We start from the raw sequence: 21,157 nt of genomic DNA on the forward strand, positions 1-21,157 counted from the left end.
CTCTTACGCGGCATCCATGCCGCGTAAGGTCCCGCGACGGTGGGCGGGCAAGGACCTGTCGGGATGGTCGGTGTGCGTGGTTGCAAGCAAGGCAAGCCGTAGGTTGCTCGGAGCACTAAGTGTTCGATCAACCTCTCGCCATTTTCCCATCGCAAACCGAGCAACAAACGTGCTTTCAACACGCAAGCTACAAACGTCGCATCTGCTATCGCAAGCCGAGTAACAATCCTTAAAAAAGCAGCCGACCAACTCTCTGGTGCGGTGTCCTTGCCGGTTGCGGGACCCTCGGCGGCATGGATGCCGCCGAGGAGCCTCCATGGACGGATTCACGGCGTGTCCCGCAAGCGGTGAGGGCACCGCGCACTCGACCGACTGATCTTTTGACTTGCAGCTAGACGTTATCGCTAGGCATTGACCAACGCAGCTTCGGATCTCCAGACCACGCTAAAGCGCGCGCGCGGTCGCTTCAGGATTGCATCGGTCGACAACGGTCATGGTGATTCGCCGCGACAAGCAGTACCGGCGCCGGATGGCCCCGACACCCCTGCAGGAATTCGGGATTCGGGATTCGGGATTTGTAGCAGCCGGGACGTTTTCGCTTGTACGGGCAACGTCTCCCCATCGCCCTTCGGGCACCTTGTCCCGAGGGAGGGTGCCCCATTAGGCGACTATTTGATTACGGACTACGCCGTGACGTTTTCCAGGATGCGCTTGCCTTCTGCACGCAGTTCCGCGTCTGCGCCGACCTCGATCTTTGCATCGTTGTCGGCCTTTTGCGCGGCCAGACGCGCGGGGCACTGCGCCATCATGTAGTCCGCGTCGAAGTTCATCCGCGTCACCAGGAAGTCCACGAAAGCGCGCACTTTCGGCGAGACCAGGCGGCCGCCGGCGAACACCGCGTTGAAGTCCACCTCCGGCCCGGTCCAACCCGCGAGCACCCGGCGCACCAGACCCGATTGCACGAAGGGCTTGGCCATCACATCGCCGGTCAACAGCAAGCCTTCGCCGCATAGCACCGCGCCATTGAGCGCAGCCGGATCGTTGGCCACCATCAACGGATTGACCGGGAAATCGCGCACATCGCTGCCGTCGCTGAGCGACCAGAAAAAGCGGTTGTTGTGCACGTTGCGGTTCTTGCGCAGCGCCAGCGTGCGATGGAACTGCAGCTCGTCCGGATGCAGCGGCTCGCCATAGCGCTCGATGTAGGACGGGCTGGCGAAGACCTGCGTGCGCAGGCTGCCGAGCTTGCGCGCCACCAGATTGGAATCGGGCAGCGCGCCGACGCGCAGTGCCAGATCGGCTTCGCCGCCGATCAGGTCCAGCTTCTCGTTGCCCAGATGCATGTCCAGCTGGATTTCCGGGTATTGCGCATGGAACTCGCCCAGCAACGGCGCGATCCAGGTGATGCCCAGCGAGTAGGGCACGGTGAAGCGCAGCCAGCCGCGCGGACCGGACTGCAATTGCCCGACGGCGCTCTCGGCTTCTTCCAGTTCGCGTGCGATGCGCTGGCAATGTTCGTGATAGACCGAGCCGGCTTCGGTCAGGCCGATGCGGCGCGTGGTCCGGTGCAGCAGGCGGGCACCCAGGCGGGTTTCCAGTTCCTGCACCTTGCGGCTGACGGTGGTCTTGGGCAGGCCGAGCGCGTTGGCGGCGGCGATGAAGCTGCCTTGTTCGACCACCTTGACGAAGATCAGGGTGTCGTTGAGATCGTGAGTCATGGGGACTGCCTTCCGGGGGTCAGGAGGGATTAGACCGCTTACGGGACGATTATTCCCCTAAATCCGGACTAATCAAGTGCTGGTTTGGGGCCTAACTTATGCGGCATCCCCTCCATGCAGGAGCACGGCCATGTGGTTGTGCAATGTTTTCGGCTTGTCGTCGACATCGCGTAGCGCCATCGAAGGTGCCTTCGATCCAGTGGTTTCCACGGCGAGAAGCCCGCGTACCGGCGTTTCGCGCGCTTTTTCGGCATCGCCCCGGCGTCAGGCCGGCGGCGCTCCGACACAGCGGACTGGACTGTCGGCGCGTCTGGCGCAGCGCGGAATTGTCCCGATGTCGGGAGTGAAAGTCCCATGACCGGGATGGTCCAATCCGAGACAGCCGTCATTGGCGGCGCGGGCAATGTCGGCGCCGGTATCGTCGCCGCCTTGCTCGATGCCCGGATGCCGGTGCTGGTGATTGGACGCGACGCCGCCAAGCTCGACGCGCTGCGCGCGCAGCATGGCAATACACCGCTGCTGGAAACCTTGCAGGGCTCGGTCGCCGACGACGCTTCGGCGCAGGCGCTGGCCGGCGAACTGGCCCAGCGCCCGCGTCCGCTGGCGGCGGTGATCGCCAGCGTGGGCAGCCCGCTCAAGGCCGGCCGCCTGCTGGACCGCCCGGTCACTGCGCTGCGTCGCCGCATCGAGCGCGATGTGCTGCCGCACCTGGCGGCCGCGCGGCATCTGCTGCCGCTGCTGGCCGAGGCCGAGGGCGGTGGCCGCTACCTGTTGCTGGGCAGCCCCTGCGCGCTGCGTGCCTGGGCCGCGCACGGCGATACCTCGATTGCTGCTGCCGCCACCCGCATGCTCGCCCAGGTCCTGCACGAGGAAGCCAAGCCGCTCGGCGTCCGCGTGCACCTGCTGTCGGTCGAGCAGCCGGTGTGTACGCCGGGCCGCGCCAAGGACGCGTGTCCGGAATGGATCCGCGCCGTGGATGTCGGCCGTGCCGCAGTTTCACTGATCGCCGGGCCTGGCCAGCCCGGGCAAGCCATCGTGACCGTCAGCCGTCGCCTGCACGCCGCTCCTTCGGCCGACCGGCTCGCCGGTCTGCATTTTCCCATCCCCACCCGAGAGATTTCCCCATGACCCCGAACGCCACCCCGTTCCGTTTTCCCTTGCGTACTGTATTGACGGGCGCCGTACTCGCGGTTGTGCTGGCCGGTTGCGGCAGCAAGGCTGCCGAGACCGGCGCGCCGCCGCCGCCCAGCGTCAGCGTCGCCCCGGTGTTGCTGAAGGAGATCAGCCAGTGGGACGAATTCAGCGGCCGCATCGAGCCGGTGGAAAGCGTCGAGCTGCGCCCGCGCGTGTCCGGCTATATCGACAAGGTCAACTACGTCGAAGGCGCCGAAGTGAAGAAGGGCGATGTGCTCTTCAGCATCGACGACCGCAGCTACCGTGCCGAATTCGCGCGTGCCAACGCGGCGCTGGTGCGTGCACGCACGCAGTCCACGCTGGCCCGCAGCGAAGCGGCACGCGCCCGCAAATTGTCCGACCAGCAGGCCATTTCGACCGAGACCTGGGAGCAGCGCCGCGCTGCCGCCGATCAGGCCGACGCCGATCTGCTGGCCGCACAGGCCGCGCTGGATACCGCCAAGCTCAACCTGGACTGGACCCGCGTGCGTGCGCCGATCGATGGCCGCGCCGGGCGTGCGATGGTCACCGCCGGCAATCTGGTCACCGCCAGCGACAGTGCCAGCGTGCTGACCACGCTGGTGTCGCTGGACAAGGTGTTCGTGTACTTCGATGCCGACGAAGGCACCTTCCTGCGTTATTCGCAGATGGCCCGCAACGGCGAGCGTCCGGATGCGCGCGGCGGCGAGTTGCCGGTGCGCATCGGCCTGGTCGGCGAGCAGGGCTTCCCGCATACCGGGCGCGTGGATTTCCTGGATAACCAGGTGACCCGCAGCACCGGCACCATCCGCGTGCGCGCGGTGCTGGACAACGCGCAGCGCCAGTTCACGCCAGGCCTGTATGCACACGTGCAGTTGCTGGGCAGCGGCCAGTTCAAGGCCATGCTGGTCGACGAAAAGGCCGTGCTGACCGATCAGGACCGCAAGTACGTGTACGTGGTCGACAAGGACGGCAAGGCGCAACGGCGCGACATCGAGCTGGGCCGCAATGCCGACGGCCTGCGCATCGTGCGCAAGGGACTGGCCGCCGGCGACCGCGTGGTGGTCGATGGCGTGCAGAAGATCTTCATGCCTGGCATGCCGGTCGATGCCAAGACCGTGGCCATGGCCGCCGCACCGGACAAGCGCACCGCGTCGAACTGATTCATCGCTGCATCGCACCCGTGACAACCGGCCTTGAAACAAGGCCGGTCCGGGCCCGCTGTGCCGCGCCGCCACCCGGCGGCAACCTCTTTCAGGACCACCCCAATGGACTTTTCCCGTTTTTTTATCGACCGGCCGATTTTTGCCGCGGTGCTGTCGATCATCATCTTTGCTGCCGGCCTGATCGCCATGCCGCTGCTGCCCATCAGCGAGTACCCGGAAGTGGTACCGCCGAGCGTGCAGGTGCGTGCGGTGTATCCGGGCGCCAACCCCAAGGTCATCGCCGAGACCGTCGCCACGCCGCTTGAGGAAGCCATCAACGGCGTGGAAGACATGATGTACATGAAGTCGGTCGCCGGCTCCGATGGCGTGCTGGTGGTCACCGTGACCTTCAAGCCGGGCACCGATCCGGACCAGGCGCAGGTGCAGGTGCAGAACCGCGTCAGTCAGGCGCAGGCGCGTCTGCCCGAGGACGTACGGCGCCAGGGCGTGACCACGCAGAAGCAATCGCCAACGCTGACCATGGTCGTGCATCTGACCTCGCCCAAGGGCAAGTACGACTCGCTGTACCTGAGCAACTACGCCACCTTGAAGGTCAAGGACGAACTGTCGCGCCTGCCGGGCGTGGGCCAGATCCAGATCTTCGGTGCCGGCGATTACGCCATGCGCATCTGGCTGGATCCGGACAAGGTCGCCGCGCGCGGGCTGACCGCCAGCGACGTTGTGGCGGCCATCCGCGAGCAGAACGTGCAGGTTTCCGCCGGCCAGCTCGGTGCCGAGCCGATGCCCAACAAGAGCGACTTCCTGCTGTCGATCAATGCGCAGGGCCGCCTGACCACCGAAGAAGAGTTCGGCAACATCGTGATCCGCAGCGGCAACAGCGGCGAGATCGTGCGCCTGTCGGATGTGGCGCGCCTGGAACTGGGTGCGGGCAACTACACCCTGCGCTCGCAGCTGGACAACAAGAACGCGGTGGGCATGGGCGTGTTCCAGTCGCCGGGTGCCAACGCGATCGAATTGTCCGATGCGGTGCGCGCCAAGATGGCCGAGCTGGAAAAGCAGTTCCCGCAGGACATGGCGTGGTCGGCTGCGTACGACCCGACCGTGTTCGTGCGCGACTCGATCAGCGCGGTGGTGCACACGCTGCTGGAAGCGGTGCTGCTGGTGGTGCTGGTGGTGATCCTGTTCCTGCAGACCTGGCGCGCCTCGATCATTCCGTTGCTGGCGGTGCCGGTGTCGGTGGTCGGTACGTTCGCCGCGCTCTACCTGCTGGGTTTTTCGATCAACACGCTGAGCCTGTTCGGCCTGGTGCTGGCGATCGGCATCGTGGTCGACGATGCGATCGTGGTGGTGGAAAACGTCGAGCGCAACATCGAAGAAGGACTGGCCCCGTTGGCTGCTGCGCATCAGGCGATGCGCGAGGTGTCCGGGCCGATCATCGCCATCGCGCTGGTACTGTGCGCGGTGTTCGTGCCGATGGCGTTCCTATCGGGCGTGACCGGCCAGTTCTACAAGCAGTTCGCGGTGACCATCGCCATTTCCACGGTGATTTCGGCGATCAATTCGCTGACCTTGTCGCCGGCACTGGCCGCCATGTTGCTCAAGCCGCATGACGCACCGAAGGATGGCCCGTCGCGGTTGATCGATCGCTTGTTCGGCTGGTTGTTCCGTCCGTTCAATCGCTTCTTCAACAGCAGTTCGCACAAGTACCAGGGCGCGGTCTCGCGCACCCTGGGCAAGCGTGGCGCGGTGTTCGCGGTGTATGTGCTGCTGCTGGTGGTCACCGGCTTCATGTTCAAGGTGGTGCCGGGCGGCTTCATTCCGACCCAGGACAAGCTGTACCTGATTGCCGGAACCAAGTTGCCGGAAGGCGCCTCGCTGGAACGCACCAACGAAGTGATCCGTCAGATCACCCAGATCGCGCTGCAGACCGAAGGCGTGGACCACGCGATTGCGTTCCCGGGCCTGAACCCGCTGCAGTTCACCAACACGCCCAATACCGGCACGGTGTTCCTGACGCTCAAGCCGTTCAGCCAGCGCAGCCGCACTGCGGCGCAGATCAACGCGGAGATCAACGCCCGCATCAGCCAGATCCAGCAGGGCTTTGCGTTTGCGTTCATGCCGCCGCCGATCCTGGGCCTGGGGCAGGGCTCGGGCTACTCGCTGTACATCCAGGACCGCGCCGGCCTGGGCTATGGCCAGTTGCAGAGTGCGGTCAATGCGATGTCCGGTGCGATCTCGCAGACGCCGGGCATGCAGTTCCCGATCGGCACGTATCAGGCCAATGTGCCGCAGCTCGACGCCAAGGTCGATCGCGACAAGGCCAAGGCGCAGGGCGTGCCGCTGACCAACCTGTTCGACACCTTGCAGACCTATCTGGGTTCGTCCTACATCAACGACTTCAATCGCTTCGGTCGCACCTATCAGGTGATCGCCCAGGCCGACGGACAGTTCCGCGACAGTGTCGAAGACATCGCCAACCTGCGCACCCGCAACGATCGTGGGCAGATGGTGCCGATCGGCAGCATGGTTACACTGGGCCAGACCTACGGCCCGGATCCGGTGATCCGCTACAACGGCTACCCGGCGGCCGACCTGATCGGTGAAGCGGACCCGCGCGTGCTCTCCTCCACCCAGGCGATGCAGACGCTGGCCGGCATGGCGCCCAAGGTGTTGCCCAACGGCATGAACATCGAGTGGACCGACCTGAGCTATCAGCAATCCACCCAGGGCAACTCGGCGTTGATCGTGTTCCCGATGGCGGTGTTGCTGGCGTTCCTGGTGCTGGCTGCGTTGTACGAGAGCTGGACGCTGCCGCTGGCGGTGATCCTGATCGTGCCGATGACCTTGCTGTCGGCCTTGTTCGGCGTGTGGCTCACCGGCGGCGACAACAACGTGTTCGTGCAGGTGGGGTTGGTGGTGCTGATGGGCCTGGCGTGCAAGAACGCGATCCTGATCGTGGAGTTCGCCCGCGAACTCGAAATGCACGGCAAGGGCATCGTCGAGGCCGCGCTCGAAGCCTGCCGCCTGCGTCTGCGTCCGATCGTGATGACCTCCATCGCCTTCATCGCCGGCACCGTGCCGCTGGTGTTCGGGCATGGCGCCGGCGCCGAAGTGCGCTCGGTCACCGGTATCACCGTGTTCGCCGGCATGCTCGGTGTGACCTTGTTCGGCCTGTTCCTGACCCCGGTGTTCTACGTGGCGCTGCGCAAGTGGGTCACCCGTCGCGAACCCGCTGCACCGGCCACCGTCGCGCACGATCACCTCAAGGCGTGAGTGCGTCGTCCCCAATTCCCATTCGCAGTACAAGGACATTGAAATGAGCAACCACAAGATCGCATTGGTCACCGGCGCCACCCGCGGCATCGGCCTGGAAACCGTTCGACAACTGGCCCAGGCCGGCGTGCATACGCTGCTGGCCGGGCGCAAGCGCGACGATGCCGTCGCCGCCGCACTCAAGCTGCAGGCCGAAGGCCTGCCGGTGGAGGCCATCCAGCTCGACGTCAACGACGACATCAGCATCGCTGCGGCAGTCGGCACGGTGGAGCAGCGCCATGGCCACCTGGACATCCTGATCAACAACGCCGGCATCATGATCGAGGACATGCAGCGCACGCCGTCGCAGCAGAGCCTGGAGGTGTGGAAGCGCACCTTCGACACCAACCTATTCGCGGTCGTCAGCGTCACCAAGGCGTTCCTGCCGCTGCTGCGTCGCTCGCTGGCCGGGCGCATCGTCAATGTGTCCAGCATGCTCGGCTCGCTGACCCTGCATACCCAGCCCGGTTCGCCGATCTACGACTTCAAGATTCCCGCCTACGACGCCTCCAAGAGCGCGGTCAACAGCTGGACGGTGCACCTGGCCCATGAGCTGCGCGACACCGCCATCAAGGTCAACACCGTGCATCCGGGCTACGTCAAAACCGACATGAACGGTGGCGGCGGCGAGATCGAGGTGGAGCAGGGCGCGCACAGCAGCGTGCAAATGGCATTGCTCGACGCGCACGGCGCCACCGGCAGCTTTACGCATCTGGGAGAAGTGTTGCCATGGTAAGAACCTTTCTGAGCGTGGCACTGGCTGCGCTGGTGCTCAGCGGCTGCGCGGTGGGGCCGGATTACCGGCCCGACCCGCCGGCCGCGGTGACCTTGCAGGGCGCGCAGGATGCGGCCTTCAGCGGCGAATCACCGGTCGGTAATTGGTGGTCGCAGTTCGACGACCCGGTGCTGGAACAACTGGTGCGCGATGCCTTGTTCGCCAACCACGATCTGCGCATCGCCGTGTCGCGCGTCAAGCAGGCACGCGCGGTGTTCGTCGAGCGTCGCCTCGACCAGGCCCCGCACATCACCGCGCAGGGCAGCTTCGATCGACGCGAACAACAGCAGGTGGTTGCCGGCAACCAGCGCTTCCTCACCGAGCAGACCACCCTGGGTCTGGATGCGGCCTGGGAGCTGGACCTGTTCGGCCGCCAGCGGCGCGCCTCGGAAGCGGCACGTGCGGATCTGGAAGCCGAGCAGGCCAGCCTGCTCGACGTGCAGGTCACCGTCGCTGCCGAAGTGGCGCGCAACTACTTCGAGTTGCGCGGTACGCAAAAGCAGCTGGAGGTGTCCAAGCGCACGCTGACCAACCTGCACGACACCCAGCGGCTGACGCAGACGCGTTGGGACCTGGGCGCCGGCAGCGAACTGGATGTGCAGAGCAGCCTGGCGCGCCTGAAGGCGATCGAGGCGGACATTCCGTTGCTGGAAACCGCCGAGGCGCAGTACCGCCATCGCCTGGCGGTGCTGCTCGGCCAGGCGCCCAATGCCCTGGACGCCACCCTGGTGGCGCGCACCACGCCGGCGTTCGCACGTGCGTTGCCCTTGGGCGATACCGCCGGATTGCTGCGTCAGCGCCCGGACGTGCGCAGCGCCGAACGTCGCCTGGCAGCTGCCACCGCGCAGGTCGGCGTGGCCACCGCGGATCTGTTCCCGCGCATCAGCGTCAGCGGCTTTGTCGGCTTCCTGTCCGGCGACGCGGCCAGGCTGACCGAGGGCAGCGGCAAGGCCTGGTCGATCACCCCGTCGATCAGCTGGGCGGCATTCGACTTTGGCACCGTGCGTGCCCGCCTGCGTGCCAGCAAGGCGCAGGCCGACGGTGCCTTGGCGCAATACCAGCAGACCGTGTTGCTGGCGCTGGAAGACACCGAGAACGCCTTGATCGGCTACGGCCGCCAGCAGGCACGCCTGGCGATCGTGGTGGAGCAGGCCAATGCGGCGCGACGTGCCGAACAACTGGCGCAGATCCGCTACCGCGAGGGCTCGGAAGACTTCCTGACCCTGCTGGACGCGCAACGCACCCAGCTGGCCGCCGACGATGCGTTGGCGCAGGCCGAGGCCGCGGTGAATGTCGGCGTGGTCGGTGTGTACAAGGCGCTGGGCGGCTGGAAGCAGGGCGAAGCACCTGCGGCACCGGTGGCCGTGCTCAATCGGTGAGGCAGGCCTGCAGGGCGGCCGTCAGGTCGTCCTGCAGGCACCCGGCTGCGCCAACGCTTCGTCGGCCGATACGGCGGCTGGATTCCGGGCGACCGTCGGAACGCCTGCCGACCGGCCGATCACACGAGGGCTGCGCTCAGTCGGCAACCCGCACGCTGTCGCGGCCGCCGTTCTTGGCCAGATACAGCGCCGCATCGGCACGCGAAAACCAGTCCTGCCAATGCGTTTCGCCGTCATGGCGGGCCGCGCCCAGCGACACCGTGATCCGCCCACCCGGGCCACGCAGCCCGTTGCGGATCACCTTGCGCAGGCGCTCGGTGGCAGCTTCCAGTTCCTGCAGGGAGCCGGCACGCAACAGCACCACGAATTCTTCGCCGCCGAAGCGGAACACCTGGTGTGGCTCGCGCACTTCGAAGCGCAGGATCGTGGCCAGATCCGACAACGCGGCGTCGCCTGCGGCATGCCCGTAGAGATCATTGACCTCCTTGAAATGGTCCAGATCCAGAATGATCAGGCTGTTGAGCCGTTCATTCGGCTGGCGTCGGTCGATCTGATGGGTGAGCGCACGCTCGAGCATGCGCCGGTTGGGCAGGCCGGTCAGCGCATCCAGCGAGGCCAGCTCTTCCAGATGCACGCGGTCGTCCTGCATGCGCAGCGAGAACGCATACCCCACCGCCAGCGTCACCAGCGTCACCACGACCGTCGACACGCCCTGGCCGGGGCTGACGATCAGGCCCGGCAACAGCAGCAGCGCCGCCAGCAGCGGCAGGCTCAGCAGCACGGCGCGTTGCGGGCCGCACAGGAAGTAATTGGTGGCCAGCACTGGAAACAGCCAGGGCAGGGCGCCATCGCCGCCGGTCCAGCAGGCCACCAGACAGCCGCCCACATTGATCGAGGCCAGCCACACGCCGCCAGCGCCGGTGCGCTCTGCATCGCGCATCTTCCAGCCACGCCATATCGCAAGCACACCGAGCGATGCGGTGATCAGGCAGGCCAGCGCCTGACCGGTAATGGCCAGGTACACCGCATAGAGGCAAAGCAACAGCGCGGTGATCGGCCCCAGCATCTTGACGATGCCGAGACGGAAATCCCGCCGCAGGTGGAGGATCACAGGGAAGGTTCTATAGGAGTCGGCATCATTATCGGCGGAGCCTTGCGAAAGTTGAGCGTGCACGCGCCGCGGCAGCGGGTCGGAAAATGAAGCGTTGCCGGGTCGGGCTTCGCACATCCTTGACGGCCGTGCCGCAACCGTAGCGTCTTTGCCGTCGGAGTCTGCCATGCCCACACGCGAAGAACTCGACATGCGCCTGGACGCGCTGCAGGACGAACTGCCGCAGCTATCGGCCGATGAAGACGCGGATTTTGACTATCTCGATTTTCAGGCGCGTGCCCAGGCCGTGCTCAGCAGTGCCGCGGCCGAGGACGCGGCCTATGTGCGGACCCGCGTCGACAACATGCTGGCGGGTGCCGGCCTGATTCCAACCGATGCGGATGGGCGCAGTTGCGCTTGATGCCCGCTGTGCGCGGTCAGTGCAACGCCTGCATTGCGGGCGCGCGTGGCGCGTCGGTATGCCCGCAGACGCAGGTCCAATCTGATAACGGCATGTCTCAGCCTGCGGCTGCGGCGCCCGCACTCACTACCTGATTGCGTCCGGCCTGCTTGGCGCGGTACAGCGCCTCGTCCGCGCGACGCAGCAACTGCGCCATATTGCCCGCATGTTGGGGAAAGCTGGCCGCACCGAACGAGGCGCTGACCTTCGGCAACGACACGCCATCGGCCATCACCTGCAGCGTTTCGATGCCGGCACGCAGCTTCTCGGCCATCCTGCAGGCGGTCGCCAGATCCACTTCCGGCAGGATGATCGTCAACTCCTCGCCGCCATAGCGGCAGCAGATGTCTTCGCCGCGCGTCTGCGCCAGCAGGAATTCGCCGATCGCCGCCAGCACGCGGTCGCCGCCGCTGTGGCCGTGCAGATCGTTGAACTGCTTGAAGTGGTCCACGTCCAGCATCAGCACCGACAAGGGGAGGGCCCGCCGCGTGCAGCGCGCCAGTTCGTGATTGAGCGCTTCTTCGAGATAACGGCGGTTGTACAGACCGGTCAACGGATCGCGAATGGATTGCTGGCGCAGCGTCTCGCGCAGGCGCAGGTTGTGCAACGCCAGCGATAGTTGTTCGGCTGCGGCCTCGGCCACGGTCAACGAGGCCAGATCGCGCGGATCCTCGCTGCGTAGCGCCAGCATCCCCAGTTGCGTGCCCTGAGCCGATAGCGGGATGCAGGCGGTGCTCGCATGCGCCGGAAGATTGGCGCCGATGTGTTGGCAGAGCATGCCCTGGCTGGCGTCTTCCACCACATGCGTGCGGTCGCGGCGCAAGGCCCAGCACGTGTCCGGGGCGATGCTGGCGTTGTCGTCGTCGGCCATCGTGCCCCAGGCCACCACCTGTTCGGCACGATCGCGCGAGGCGCGCAGCAAATAGACCGCGCCGGCCGCGCCCGGGATCAGCGGGGCGATCGTGCGGGCGGTGATTTCCAGCGCTTCCTCGGCATTGCGGCAGTTCTGCAGCAGGCCCGAGTAACGTGCCAGCGCCTCCAGCCCGGCCGACGTGCGTTCGAGCGTAGCGAACGATTCGATCAGGCGTTCGCTGGTCGTGCTGGCCGCGTCTTCGGCGAGCACGCGTCGTTCCAGTTCGCGCGACAGCAACCGGTAGGCCAGCAACATCACCAGCAAGCCGCTGAAAATCCCGACCACCGTCACCCACAGCACCCACTGCGCGCTGCGCGCATTGGTGTCGGTACGCTTCACCAGTTGCTGGCGCTCCAGTTCCGTCATGGTCTGCACCTGGCGGCGCAGCGACGACGAGGTCTGGAACACGCCGCGTGCGATCGAGGCGCGCGCGCCATCCAGGCCCTGCTTGCGATAGCTGTGCAACAGGTCATTGATCTGGACCAGGCGCATGTCCACCAGGCGTCCGAGCGCCACGACGTTGCGCCGCTGCACCGGGTTGTCCTGCACCAGGGCATCCAGCCGCACGATGCGCTCGGGAAGCCGCCCGATCGCATCGGCGTACACCCCGAGAAACGCTTCATTGTCGGTCAGGACATAGCCACGCACCGACGACTCTGCCGACAGCATCCCGGCCTGGATCTCGTCGATGCTGGCGATCACTTCCTGCGTATGCGTCACCCAGCCGGCATCGGCCAGCGAGCGCTGCGTGGTGAAATAACCGCCCACGCCGATCAGGACGAAGATCACCCCGCCAAGCAACAAGGCGCCGGCGGCGTGACGTTTTGCGTTCCTGGTTAACACCGTGTTCCCCTGACATCGATTGTCTGGTTGAGGCTGATGCAAGTCGCGTGCCCATGCTCCACTTCGCTTGTCAGTCAGCTGCGGGACGGGCTTGAGGTCGCTCCGGCGCCGGCACGACGGTATCCTTCATGCTCGTCACCGAGCCGGGCAACAGAGTGGTCATTTTCCTTGGTAGCTATCGATTGACCTGTCGCGCTGCCCGGGGCGATGGCCCCAGCCGCGGCTGGGTCGCCGACTGGCAGATCGCCCAGATTGGGGCCGGCAGCGCCGGCGACCTGGCGGGCAGCGCCCTGTCTGCCACGTTTCCCGACCACCGCAGCGCCATGGCCGCCGCCCGGGTTGCCGGCATGGTGACGCTGGAAGCGATGCATGCCGAAGCGCAGCGGCAGCTCGAGTCCGCGTGAGCGGCATGCGTGCCCGGTCGCATCGACCATGCCGGCACCGCACCAGCTGGCATACGGTTTGCTTTCAGCCCTGAACAACGCTGGGGAGCGTCTTGGACGGAAGCGACATGCAAGAGCCCAACAAAAGTGCCCTGGCCCTGCTGCAGCAGGAAGCCACCGAACTGCTCGCGCTATTCGATCAACTGCGTGGCGATGCAGTGCCTGCGCATGACGCGGACAGCGTCGTCGCAGCCGCATCCGCCGAATGCACCGAACAGACCGCCCACGTCACTAATTGACTCAGCAGGTAAGCCCGCCGCCGTCTGCGATGCAGGGGCTGTCGGGCGAGACGCGATGCGGCATTCTGTCAGCGCCATGTCGCTGCCGATCATGCGTCACCACGGCAGGGTATCGCCCATGAAAAAGGCCGGAAGCCCTCTGCATCGAGGAGTCCCGGCCTTAGTCGGTCGTCTTAGGACCGTTGTTTGGTGGAGGTGGGCGGAATCGAACCGCCGTCCGGAAGCACTCCATCCCCAGCACTACATGCTTAGCCCTCCGTTGGATCTCATTCCCAGGCAGCACGGTTGGCAAAGCGCACCTGGAAACCAGCCTGCTTTATCTAACCGGTAGCTGACAGGCAGCCACTACCGATGGTTCCGTGATAATGACCCTACACCTACGAGCACGGGCACAAGTAGGTTCGGGGGTTCGCCTAAGGCGGCTGTAGAACTACAACTAAAGCCAATTAAGCGGCGATAGCGAAGTCCGAACCGTAGTTGTCATCGTTGGCAACTAAAAGTTTGCTGCTGGATTAACGAGGAAAGCTGCCCCCTCGGCATGCGCCAAGCGACTTCGCGACCCCCGTCGAAACCAGTGCACCCCCGGGGAAAGCATCAAAACGCTGACCTGGTCAGTGTAGGGATCGGAGCGCCCTGTCACAAGTGGTGAGACGTGCAGCGCTTACAGTGGCTTCAGTCCTATCGGACGGAAAAGTCTGGTAATCAAGGAGCCAAACGATGGCGACAGGCAAGTCCCCAGGTCCGCGGCAGGCACGCAGCACGCCCCGCAAACGCGCATCGGGCGTCGACGCCCCCAGGCCTCGACGCGCAGCCAAGGCTGCGCAGCAGCAAGCGCAGGACACCGTACTGACGCGCGTGCAGGGCAAGGCGCGCACCGTGATCTACATCCATGGCATCGGCAACAAGCCGCCGGCCGAGGTGCTGCGCTGTCAGTGGGACAAGGCCTTGTTCGGGCGGCCGATGGGCGAGCGCACGCGCCTGGCGTACTGGGTCAATCGCGAGCGCTATCCGGTTGCCGAACCCGGTAACTGCGATGCGCGCGATGTCGGCCCGGCGCTCAATCAGAGCGTGCAGCGCGCCCTGAGCACGCTTGGGCTGGTGCCAGGCGAGCAGGATCTGCATTTGCTTGCCGATGCGTTGGCGCAGAGCGAGCAAGAGCGTGTCGATCTGCACCGCTTGCTGGACGAACTGGATGCCGCGCCCGCGATGCCGGCGGCGGGCCAGGTGCAGGCCAAAGGTCCGATCGATGCGATCAACCGCGTACTGCTGCGGCTGATCTCCGCCGCGCTGCTGCAGGACGTGCACGATTTGTTCTTCGTGCCCGAGCGTGCGGCGTTGATGCGCGAGAGCCTGACGCAGCGGTTGCGCTCGGGTGGCGGGCCGTTTGTGGTGGTGGCGCACAGCCAGGGCTCGATGATCGCCTTTGACGTGCTGCGTCAGCTCCAGGCGGCCGAGTGCGAGGTCAGCCTGTTCCTGACCCTGGGCTCGCCTTTGGGCCTGCCGCAGGTGCGCAGCATGTTCAAGCGCTGGACCGGCACACGCAAGCTGCCGTTTCCCGCGTGCGTACGGCGCTGGATCAACGTGGCCGACACGCGCGACCCGATCGCGCTGGATCCGGATCTCGGCGACGACATCGCCAACGCCAAGGGGCGTTTCGAAAACCTCGCGGGCGCGCGCCTGAATCCGGACTGGCAGCACAACGCGCATTCGGGCTCGGGCTATCTGTCGATTCCGCAGGTGCGCGCGGCGGTGCGCGAAGCGGTGGGCGTCGGCTTCGACCAACCGGTCTCCAATGCGGTGCTGATCAAGGATCTCAGCGAGCAGCTGGAAGCGCATGGCGCCGAGTACCGGCATGAGGTGCTGATCGAGCTGGATCGCCGGTTGCTGGGCGACGACCCGGCCGCCACGCGTGCGCTGCTGTTGGCGCAGTTGCGCCAGACCGCTGCGGCGACCACCGGCTTGAGCGGCGATGCGCTGGACGAGGCGATCGAGCTGGAAGATGGCTTGCAGCGGTTTGTGTCGGCGCGGCTGACGCGGTTCGAGATCGAATCGCTGCAGGACCGCTACCGCGCGCTGGGATTCCGGCGCGTGTGGCGCGATGCCGGCAAGCGCGCGTTGATCAACGTGTCCGGCAACGTCCTGCATGCCGATGCGGCGCGCACCGCGTATCGCGCGCGCGGGCAACAGATCGGCTGGGCGGTGCTGGACACCGGTATCGCAGCCAGTCACCCGCATTTCTTCGTAAAGGGGGAGCGCGACACGGTGGTGGCGCAATGGGATTGCACGCGGCGGGGGGCAGCCAGGCGATTGACGCGCGCCGACGGCGATGCCTTCGCTCGGCTGGATCGGCACGGGCACGGCACGCATATCGCCGGGATCATCGCCGGCCATAGCCGCGCGGTGATTCCCGACGCGCAGGGCAACCCGGGCAAACCGCTGGAGTTTGCCGGCATGGCGCCGGACACCCAGCTGTACGGGTTCAAGGTGCTGGACGATGCCGGCAACGGCCGTGATTCCTGGATGATCAAGGCGGTGCAGCAGGTCGCAGCGATCAACGAGCGCGCCGGCGAGCTGGTCATCCATGGCGTCAATCTGAGCCTGGGCGGCTACTTCGATCCGGAGAGCTACGGCTGCGGTTTTACGCCGCTGTGCAACGAGTTGCGGCGGCTATGGCGGCAAGGCGTGCTGGTGGTGGTGGCCGCCGGCAACGAAGGCCTGGCCTGGTTGATGCGCAACGACGGCGATGCATATCCGGCCAACATGGATCTGTCGATCAGCGACCCGGGCAATCTGGAAGACGCCATCGTGGTCGGCTCGGTGCACAAGAGCAGCCCGCACAATTACGGCGTGTCGTATTTTTCGTCGCGCGGGCCGACCGCCGATGGACGCGGCAAGCCGGATGTCGTGGCGCCGGGCGAAAAGATCCTGTCGGCCTATTACGATTTCGACCCGAAAGATCCGGCCAGCCTGATGGTGGAGATGAGTGGCACCAGCATGGCCGCACCGCACGTCTCCGGCGTGCTGGCCGGCTTCCTCTCCGCCCGCCGCGAGTTCATCGGCTTCCCGGATCGGGTCAAGCAGCTGATGCTGGACACCAGCACCGACCTGCAACGCGATCGCTATGTGCAGGGCAGGGGAGTGCCGAATTTGATGCGGATGCTTGGAGCGACGTGATTCGGGATTAGGAATTGGGGATTCGCAAGAGCATGGGTTCTACGCGCCGCGTTGCTCGCCGGGGCCGAGAGCCATGCAAACGCCGGCTGCGAATGGATTTGCCGTTACCAATCCCCAATGCCGAATCCCCAATCCCGGCTACTCACGCATCCCGGTTATGCCGCCGCATCACGCGCTGCTTGTCGCGTTGCCAGTCACGGTCCTTGGCGGCGTCGCGCTTGTCGTGGTTCTGCTTGCCCTTGGCCAGCGCGATTTCCAGCTTGACCTTGTTGTTGCTCCAGTACAGCGCTGTCGGCACCAGGGTGTAGCCGTCGCGTTCGACGCTGCTCAGCACCTTGTCGATTTCCCGGCGGTGCAGCAGCAGCTTGCGATCGCGGCGTTCCACCGGCACGGTGTGGCTGGAGGCCTGGATCAGCGGGGTGATCTGGGCGCCGATCAGGAAGATCTCGCCGGAGCGCACATAGGCGTAGCCGTCGATGATGTTGGCGCGGCCGGCGCGGATCGCCTTGACCTCCCAGCCCTGCAGGGCCAGGCCGGCTTCGTAGCGCTCTTCCAGGTGGTATTCATGGCGCGCACGCTTGTTCAGCGCGATGGTTTTCGTGGCCGTCGCGCCGTTTGCTTTATCCTTGGCTGGTTTCTTGCTCATGCCGCCATTGTCGCCGATTCGGCGTCATCAAACGATCTTCTGTCTTTCACAAGTTAGCGAATGCCTACCATCCGTCGCAGCGCCCTGGTCGAACACAGCGCCACCCGCATGTTCGATCTGGTCAATGATGTTGCCGCCTATCCGCGCCGTTTCGGCTGGTGTGATGCTGCGCAGGTGCTTGAACAGGACCAGGCGCATATCGTGGCGCGGCTGGATCTGGGGTTGGGGTCGTTCCGCACCTGGTTCACCACCGAAAACGTGCTCGAACGTCCGCAGCGCATCGTCATGCATCTGCGCGACGGGCCGTTCAAGCGCCTGGAAGGCCTGTGGGAGTTTCAGTCGCTGGGCGAGAACGCCTGCAAGGTCAGCCTGACCCTGGAAGTGGAAACCAGCTCGCGGCTGTTGGGTCCGGCGCTAGCGCTGGGCTTTCAAGGCCTGGCCGACCGCATGGTCAACGATTTCGTGCGGGTCGCCGATCGCGGCGACGTCTGAGCATGCGGATCGACGTCGTGCTGGCCTGGCCGGACCGCTGCAGTTCGGTATCGCTGGAGCTGGCCGAGGGCGCTACCGTGGCCGAGGCGATTGCCGCCTCCGGTCTGGCACCGGATCGACCGCCTGCCGCGCAGGCGATCCATGGGCTGATTGCACGCGCGGATCAGGTGCTGCGCGACGGCGACCGGGTGGAATTGCTCAGGCCGCTGCTGCTGGATCCGAAGGAGGCACGGCGTCGCCGTGCCGGACCGAGCAAAAAGGCCGGTCCCAACGGATAGCTGTTGGCCGGCACTGCGATGCATGTGCGCCGTGCGCAACAGCGAGCTCTTCTGTTGAATGATCTGGGCTAGCGAGCGCAGCCTGTGGCTTGGGCAGGCGCCTGTCGCCGCAAGACGGCTGACGGAAAACCGCGGATGTCGATATCCAGATCAGCGCTGCAGTTCCTGACCGAACACGTCTCTGCGACCAGGCAAATAAAAAACGCATCCGTTCAAACGGATGCGTTTTCTGGTGCGGCGACACTCAGGCGATCGCGCAGTGCGCGACCGAGCGCATCAATGGCCGCGCTGCTTTTTCTTGTCGCGGGCCAGATTGCGACCGAACTGCTTGGGTGCCGACTTGGCCAGCTGCTCGTCCTGCGAGGGGAAATAATCGCCTTCCCAGCGAACGACCTGCTCGTTTTCGAAGAACACGGTGAAGTTCTTGATCTCGGTGCGCGCCAGACGGTCCACACGCTGGGTGGAGGTGTAGTCCCAGCGCTGCGAATGGAATGGATCGGGGATCGAGGGGGTACCCAGCAACGCGCTGACCTGCTGCTTGCTCTGGCCTACCTGCAGTTGCTCCACGGCATTCTGTTTGATCAGATTGCCCTGGTAGATCGGCTGCTTGTAGATGATGCCGCAGCCAGCGGTGGAGAGAGCAACGGCGGCGACCAGCAGGAGATTACGCATCGGGGATTAAGTGCTGAGGAAATCACGCCGATGATACACTCCCGCCGGTCGCCGCGACCCGTTTGATGGCAGCTGGCGCTAAATCGCCAATGAACGGAGAACATATGGAAACCCACGACCTGCGCAAAGTCGGGCTCAAGGTGACCCATCCGCGGATGCGGATCCTGGAGTTGCTCGAGCAGAAGAGCAACCAGCACCATCTCAGCGCAGAAGACATCTACCGGCAGCTGCTCGACCATGGCGACGAAATCGGTCTGGCCACGGTGTACCGGGTGCTGACCCAGTTCGAGGCCGCCGGTCTGGTGCTGAAGCACAATTTCGAAGGCGGCCAGGCGGTCTATGAGCTGGATCGCGGCGGCCATCACGACCATATGGTGGACGTGGATACCGGCCACGTGATCGAGTTCGAGAGCGAAGAGATCGAGGCCTTGCAGCGGCAGATCGCCGCCCAGCATGGCTATGAGCTGGAAGAGCACTCGCTGGTGCTGTACGTGCGCAAGAAGCGTCCGCGCTGACGGCAAGCCGGTGGTAGTGCGGCAACGACAAGGCGGCTTCGGCCGCCTTGTGCGTTTGCCGCCATCGGCTGCCTGGTCACCCCCGATGGCGGCCGAGACAGCGCCCGGCGGCTCAGGCGCTCTGCAGCAGCTTGCGTGCCGCCGCGCGGGCTTCCTTGCTGACTTCCACCCCGCCCAGCATGCGCGCCAGTTCTTCCTGGCGCGCCTGCGGGCCGAGCAGTTCGACCGCGCTCTGGGTCATGCCGTCCACCGGCGCCTTGCTGACCCGATAGTGCGCGTGGCCCTTGGCGGCCACCTGCGGCAAGTGGGTCACGCACAGCACCTGGCGCTCTTCGCCCAGGGCGCGCAGTTTTTGCCCGACGATGTCGGCCACCGCGCCGCCGATGCCGGAATCCACTTCGTCGAAGACCATGGTCGGCACGCTGTCCAGCCCGAGCGCGGCGACCTCGATCGCCAGCGAAATCCGTGACAGCTCGCCGCCGGAGGCGACCTTGCGCAATGCGCGCGGTGGCTGCCCGGCGTTGGCGGCGACCAGGAATTCCACCCGCTCGGCGCCGTTGGGGTCAGGGCGCAGGGTGTCCTGCGGCTGCAGCTGGATCAGGAACTGCCCGCCGCCCATGCCCAGCTCGCCGATCAGCGTGGTGGTGGCGGCCGACAAGGCCTCGGCAGCGGTGGTGCGGCTGGCGCTGAGGCTGCTGGCCGCGCTGCGCCAGACGCCGATCGCCGCCTCGATATGCTTGTCCAACTGCTGCAGGCGCTCGTCGGCGCCGCGCAGGCTCTCCACTTCCAGGCTCATGCGGTCGCGCTGGGCGGCCAGTTCGTCCGGGGTGACGCGGTGCTTGCGGGCCAGATCGTGCAGGCGGCCGAGCCGGCGCTCCATCGCCTCGAACTGGGCCGGGTCGGCCTCCAGGTCGTCGCGCACGCGGTCGAGCAGGGCCAGCGCCTCCTCGATCTGGATGACCGCGCTGTCCAGCAGTGCATCGACCTCGCCCAGGCGCGACTCGTGCTCGGCCACGCGCGCCAGGTCATGGCGGCTGTCCTGCAGCAGGCCCAGCGCGCAGGCGCCGTCGTCGCCATTGAGCTGCAGGGCCACGCTGTCGCAGGCGCCGATCAATGCGGTGGCGTGCGCCTGGCGGCGATGATTGACGTCCAGCGCGGCGATCGCGGCCGGGTCCAGGTCCTCGCGTTCCAGTTCGCTGAGCTGGTGTTCCAGAAAGCCGATGCGGTCGGAGACATCGCCCTGCGCGGACAGCGCATCGCGTTCGTCCAGCAGGGCTTGCCAGCGCTGGCTGGCCTGGCGCACCTGCTCGCGCTGCGCGCCGTTGCGGGCGTAGGCGTCGAGCAGGGCGAGCTGGCTGTGGCGGGCCATCAGGGCCTGGTGTTCGTGCTGGCCGTGAATCTCCACCAGCCGCGAGGCCAGCTCCGCCAGTTGCGAAGAGGTCACCGGGCGGCCGTTGATCCAGGCACGCGAGCCGCCATCGGCACGGATGATCCGGCGCAGCTGGCATTGCGCGTCGTCGTCGAGTTCGTTGTCCGACAGCCAGGTCAGGCCCGGGTGCTGGGCCGGTAGCTGGAATTCGGCCGACAGTTCGGCGCGGTCGGCACCGTGGCGGACCACGCCGCTGTCGGCGCGCAGCCCGGACAGGAAGCCCAGCGCGTCCACCATCAGCGACTTGCCGGCGCCGGTTTCGCCGGAAACCACGGTCATGCCTGGCCCGAATTCCAGTTCGGTGGCGCGGACGACGGCGAAATCCTTGATGGAGAGGTGTCTGAGCATGGGATCGAGTGTGAACGCTTTGGGGAAGCTTAGGGTGGGAGCGGCGGGCAGGGAATAAGACGCTTGCCAACCGCAGGGCCAGACATTATCTATGCCCAGTCTCACCGGATGAT

At 65.8% G+C, this 21,157-nt stretch carries 19 protein-coding genes and 1 other RNA gene; 13 read left to right on the top strand and 7 right to left on the bottom strand.

Translation table 11 applies throughout. From position 1 onward, the window contains the following. Positions 1-683: 683 nt before the first annotated feature. Positions 684-1,718 carry a LysR family transcriptional regulator gene (locus DGN21_RS07235; protein WP_054592674.1) on the bottom strand — a complete coding sequence of 345 codons (1,035 nt, stop codon included), beginning with the start codon at positions 1,716-1,718 and terminating at the stop codon, positions 684-686. Positions 1,719-1,848: 130 nt separating this feature from the next. Here DGN21_RS07235 and DGN21_RS07240 point away from each other — a divergent pair, with 130 nt between their 5' ends. The 6 genes from DGN21_RS07240 (at position 1,849) to DGN21_RS07265 (ending at position 9,502) form a co-directional block, all read left to right on the top strand. After that, entirely contained in the window at positions 1,849-2,076 is a 228-nt protein-coding gene (locus DGN21_RS07240; protein ID WP_081008617.1) for a hypothetical protein, read from the top strand. Next, complete coding sequence (locus DGN21_RS07245; protein ID WP_046342206.1) at positions 2,073-2,846, top strand: SDR family NAD(P)-dependent oxidoreductase; 774 nt, start codon at positions 2,073-2,075, stop codon at positions 2,844-2,846. Before DGN21_RS07240 ends, DGN21_RS07245 begins: the two co-directional genes overlap by 4 nt. After that, positions 2,843-4,033 (top strand): efflux RND transporter periplasmic adaptor subunit, encoded by a 1,191-nt coding sequence (locus tag DGN21_RS07250; RefSeq protein WP_039514498.1) that lies wholly within the window; start codon positions 2,843-2,845, stop codon positions 4,031-4,033. Before DGN21_RS07245 ends, DGN21_RS07250 begins: the two co-directional genes overlap by 4 nt. A gap of 105 nt (positions 4,034-4,138) precedes the next feature. Then, on the top strand, positions 4,139-7,309 hold the full coding sequence (locus tag DGN21_RS07255; protein ID WP_024938935.1) for an efflux RND transporter permease subunit: 3,171 nt from the start codon (positions 4,139-4,141) through the stop codon (positions 7,307-7,309). A 43-nt stretch (positions 7,310-7,352) separates the two neighbouring features. Next, complete coding sequence (locus tag DGN21_RS07260) at positions 7,353-8,084, top strand: SDR family oxidoreductase (RefSeq protein ID WP_016904913.1); 732 nt, start codon at positions 7,353-7,355, stop codon at positions 8,082-8,084. After that, positions 8,078-9,502, top strand: coding sequence for an efflux transporter outer membrane subunit (locus tag DGN21_RS07265; protein ID WP_126965556.1), 1,425 nt, complete (start codon positions 8,078-8,080; stop codon positions 9,500-9,502). Before DGN21_RS07260 ends, DGN21_RS07265 begins: the two co-directional genes overlap by 7 nt. Positions 9,503-9,638: 136 nt before the next feature. Here the strand turns inward: DGN21_RS07265 and DGN21_RS07270 are convergent, their stop codons facing one another. Continuing rightward, positions 9,639-10,613, bottom strand: coding sequence for a GGDEF domain-containing protein (locus DGN21_RS07270; RefSeq protein ID WP_065032447.1), 975 nt, complete (start codon positions 10,611-10,613; stop codon positions 9,639-9,641). Positions 10,614-10,707: 94 nt separating this feature from the next. On the opposite strand from DGN21_RS07270, the gene DGN21_RS07275 reads away from it, so the two are divergent. After that, positions 10,708-11,013, top strand: a complete 306-nt coding sequence (locus DGN21_RS07275; RefSeq protein ID WP_046342210.1) for a hypothetical protein — start codon at positions 10,708-10,710, stop codon at positions 11,011-11,013. A gap of 97 nt (positions 11,014-11,110) precedes the next feature. On the opposite strand, the gene DGN21_RS07280 is transcribed toward DGN21_RS07275, so the two are convergent. Next, on the bottom strand, positions 11,111-12,808 hold the full coding sequence (locus tag DGN21_RS07280) for a diguanylate cyclase (protein WP_126965557.1): 1,698 nt from the start codon (positions 12,806-12,808) through the stop codon (positions 11,111-11,113). A gap of 155 nt (positions 12,809-12,963) precedes the next feature. On the opposite strand from DGN21_RS07280, the gene DGN21_RS07285 reads away from it, so the two are divergent. Then, positions 12,964-13,212, top strand: coding sequence for a hypothetical protein (locus DGN21_RS07285; protein ID WP_065032450.1), 249 nt, complete (start codon positions 12,964-12,966; stop codon positions 13,210-13,212). Positions 13,213-13,319: 107 nt separating this feature from the next. Next, positions 13,320-13,490 (top strand): hypothetical protein, encoded by a 171-nt coding sequence (locus DGN21_RS07290; protein WP_164498205.1) that lies wholly within the window; start codon positions 13,320-13,322, stop codon positions 13,488-13,490. A 187-nt stretch (positions 13,491-13,677) separates the two neighbouring features. Here the strand turns inward: DGN21_RS07290 and ssrA are convergent. Then, positions 13,678-14,074: a transfer-messenger RNA gene (ssrA, locus tag DGN21_RS07295) on the bottom strand. Between the two features lie 133 nt (positions 14,075-14,207). Here ssrA and DGN21_RS07300 point away from each other — a divergent pair. Next, positions 14,208-16,664 carry a S8 family serine peptidase gene (locus tag DGN21_RS07300; protein ID WP_126965558.1) on the top strand — a complete coding sequence of 819 codons (2,457 nt, stop codon included), beginning with the start codon at positions 14,208-14,210 and terminating at the stop codon, positions 16,662-16,664. Positions 16,665-16,806: 142 nt separating this feature from the next. Here the strand turns inward: DGN21_RS07300 and smpB are convergent, their stop codons facing one another. Beyond that, positions 16,807-17,310, bottom strand: coding sequence for an SsrA-binding protein SmpB (smpB, locus tag DGN21_RS07305; protein WP_006449452.1), 504 nt, complete (start codon positions 17,308-17,310; stop codon positions 16,807-16,809). A 60-nt stretch (positions 17,311-17,370) separates the two neighbouring features. Here smpB and DGN21_RS07310 point away from each other — a divergent pair, with 60 nt between their 5' ends. Together DGN21_RS07310 and DGN21_RS07315 are read left to right on the top strand one after the other, a co-directional pair. Further along, positions 17,371-17,802 (top strand): type II toxin-antitoxin system RatA family toxin, encoded by a 432-nt coding sequence (locus DGN21_RS07310; RefSeq protein WP_016901567.1) that lies wholly within the window; start codon positions 17,371-17,373, stop codon positions 17,800-17,802. A gap of 2 nt (positions 17,803-17,804) precedes the next feature. Then, positions 17,805-18,080: an RnfH family protein gene (locus DGN21_RS07315; RefSeq protein WP_126965559.1), complete on the top strand. Its 276-nt coding sequence runs from the start codon at positions 17,805-17,807 to the stop codon at positions 18,078-18,080. A gap of 276 nt (positions 18,081-18,356) precedes the next feature. On the opposite strand, the gene bamE is transcribed toward DGN21_RS07315, so the two are convergent. Beyond that, entirely contained in the window at positions 18,357-18,752 is a 396-nt protein-coding gene (gene bamE, locus DGN21_RS07320; protein ID WP_215825166.1) for an outer membrane protein assembly factor BamE, read from the bottom strand. A gap of 104 nt (positions 18,753-18,856) precedes the next feature. Between bamE and fur the strand changes: the two genes are divergently transcribed. Beyond that, positions 18,857-19,267 carry a ferric iron uptake transcriptional regulator gene (gene fur / locus DGN21_RS07325; RefSeq protein WP_016901564.1) on the top strand — a complete coding sequence of 137 codons (411 nt, stop codon included), beginning with the start codon at positions 18,857-18,859 and terminating at the stop codon, positions 19,265-19,267. 112 nt (positions 19,268-19,379) lie between these two features. Here fur and recN read toward each other — a convergent pair whose 3' ends face one another. Further along, the gene (gene recN / locus DGN21_RS07330; RefSeq protein ID WP_126965560.1) at positions 19,380-21,044 is read right to left on the bottom strand and encodes a DNA repair protein RecN; all 1,665 of its coding nucleotides are present in this window, start codon (positions 21,042-21,044) and stop codon (positions 19,380-19,382) included. Positions 21,045-21,157: the final 113 nt, after the last annotated feature.

It is taken from the genome of Xanthomonas sp. MLO165, assembly GCF_018831305.1.
GTDB lineage: Bacteria > Pseudomonadota > Gammaproteobacteria > Xanthomonadales > Xanthomonadaceae > Xanthomonas > Xanthomonas arboricola.